At 71.4% G+C, this 2,384-nt stretch carries 3 protein-coding genes; all 3 read right to left on the bottom strand.

The genetic code is table 11. The features are described from left to right. Window positions 1-836 (bottom strand): tRNA dihydrouridine synthase DusB (gene dusB, locus Q0L15_RS05530; RefSeq protein WP_296602825.1); only part of this gene is annotated, 836 nt, incomplete at its 3' end. Between the two features lie 42 nt (window positions 837-878). Further along, the gene (locus Q0L15_RS05525) at window positions 879-1,613 is read right to left on the bottom strand and encodes a hypothetical protein (RefSeq protein ID WP_296602824.1); all 735 of its coding nucleotides are present in this window, start codon (window positions 1,611-1,613) and stop codon (window positions 879-881) included. A 27-nt stretch (window positions 1,614-1,640) separates the two neighbouring features. After that, window positions 1,641-2,384: glycine--tRNA ligase (locus tag Q0L15_RS05520; RefSeq protein ID WP_296602822.1), on the bottom strand; the 744-nt coding region annotated here is incomplete at its 5' end.

The raw sequence follows: 2,384 nt of genomic DNA, 5'->3' as shown, positions 1-2,384 counted from the left end.
TGGCACAGCAGCTCGGCGTGCCGGCGCATCATGGCGGCGACCTCGCCGAGCGTCGGCAGCGTCGCGACGTCCTCGCCGGCGAACGCAGCGGCCAGGTCGCGGAACAGCCACGGTCGCCCGAGGCAGCCGCGTCCGACCACGACGCCCGCGACGCCGGTCTGCTCGACCATCCGGAGCGCCTCGGCGGCCTCCCAGATGTCGCCGTTGCCGAGGACGGGGATGTCGACGTGGTCGACCAGCGCTGCGATGGCGTCCCAGTCGGCGTCGCCCGAGTAGGCCTGCGCGACCGTGCGGCCGTGCAGCGCGATCGCCGCGCAGCCGGACTCCTGGGCGATCCGCCCGGCGTCGAGGTAGGTCAGGTGGTCCTCGTCGATACCCTTGCGCGTCTTCATCGTCACGGGCACGTCGTACGGCGTCGTCGCCGCGACGGCCGCCTCGAGGATCTCGGCGAGCAGCCCCCGCTTCCACGGCAGGGCACCGCCGCCGCCCTTGCGGGTCACCTTGGGGACGGGGCAGCCGAAGTTGAGGTCGATGTGCGCGACGCCGTACTCGGCGCAGAGGATCTCGGCGGCCTTGCCGACGTAGACCGGGTCGCTGCCGTAGAGCTGGACCGACCGGATCGTCTCGAGCTCGTCGAAGACCAGCATGTCCTTGGTGTGCTGGTCGCCCTCGACCAGCCCACGGCTCGTGATCATCTCGCAGACGTAGAGCCCGGCACCCTGCTCGGCGCACAGGCGCCGGTAGGCGGCATTGGTGATGCCGGCCATCGGCGCGAGCACCACCGGGGTGTCGACGCGCAGGGAGCCCAGGGTCAGCCCGGGCGAGGTCAGCGGCATGCGGCCATTGTCCGGGGCCGGTGGTGCCCGCTCAAATCGCGCTCAGCCGCCGCGCGTGCCGCCCTTGCCGCCGCGCGTGCCGCCCTTGCCCTGCGGGGACCCGCCCTTCGAGACGCCGCCGCCCTTCGGCGCGACGTACTTCTCCACCTCGCCGGACCAGGTGATCGGGTTGAAGGTCTCCTCGGGCCGGAAGCTCACCGCGACCAGGTCCCCGTGGTCGGGCGCCAGGTAGACCAGGCACGTCCGCGTGACGTCGCCCGGCGCGAACTTCTCGGGGAACGGCGTGCTCGGGCACGGCTGGAACGAGCTCGCGAACGGCGTCGGCTCGAGCAGCACGTTGGCGTCGTTGACGACGTAGAGTGGGACCGGACGGCCACCGAGGTCGGTGTCGCCGACGTTCTCGACCCGGGCGCGCACGTAGTAGGGGTTCGACGCCTTCTGCGCGTCGCTGAGCTGCCAGGCCGAGAAGTCCTTGATCGAGGTCTTCTCCAGCGCGACCACCTGGATGTCCAGCACCCCCACCTGGTCCTGACGCGGGTGGTAGGCCACGACCGCGTGGTCGCCCACCTCGAGCTGGCTGCCGGGCTCGGTGAGCTCGACGCCCTCGGGCACGGGGAGGTACGGCGTGCCCGTGCTCGCCGGGCTCTGCCCCGTCGAGGACCCGGTCGAGGGCGCGGTGGACGCGTCGTCCGGCGACCCGCCGTCCGACCCGGAGCAGCCGGCGAGCGCAAGCCCCCCGGCGACGACGGCAGCGACCAGCGCGGGGACCCGGATCATGCGGTCATTGTGCACACGCACCAGCGATCAGCAGCCGACGAAACGCTCGGCGAAGTAGCCCGTGATGCGGTCGAGGCCCACGCGCTCCTGCTGCATGGTGTCGCGCTCGCGCACCGTGACGGCCTGGTCGTCGAGGGTCTCGAAGTCGACGGTGACGCAGTACGGCGTGCCGATTTCGTCCTGGCGGCGGTAGCGGCGGCCGATCGCGCCGGAGTCGTCGAAGTCGACGTTCCAGCCCGCGCGGCGCAGCTCCATCGCGAGGTCCTTGGCCTTGGGCGAGAGGTCGGCGTTGCGCGAGAGCGGCAGCACCGCCACCTTGACGGGGGCCAGGCGCGGGTCGAGCCGGAGCACGGTGCGCTTGTCGACGCCGCCCTTGGTGTTGGGCGCCTCGTCCTCGGTGTAGGCGTCGACGAGGAACGTCATGAGGCTGCGCGACAGCCCGGCCGCCGGCTCGATGACGTAGGGGACGTAGCGCTCGTTGTTGGCCTGGTCGAAGTAGGACAGGTCCTGGCCCGAGTGCTTGGAGTGCGTGCTCAGGTCGAAGTCGGTGCGGTTGGCGACGCCCTCGAGCTCGCCCCACTCCGAGCCCGCGAAGCGGAAGCGGTACTCGATGTCGACGGTCCGCGTGGAGTAGTGGCTGAGCTTCTCCTGCGGGTGCTCGTAGTGGCGCAGGTTGTCGGCGTCGATGCCCAGGTCGACGTACCAGCGCGTGCGCTCGTCGATCCAGTACTGGTGCCACTCCTCGTCCTCACCCGGCTTGACGAAGAACTC

Origin of the sequence: Nocardioides sp. (genome assembly GCF_024509035.1) — a bacterium.
GTDB lineage: Bacteria > Actinomycetota > Actinomycetes > Propionibacteriales > Nocardioidaceae > Nocardioides.
This window is presented reverse-complemented; position numbering and strand designations above follow the sequence as displayed.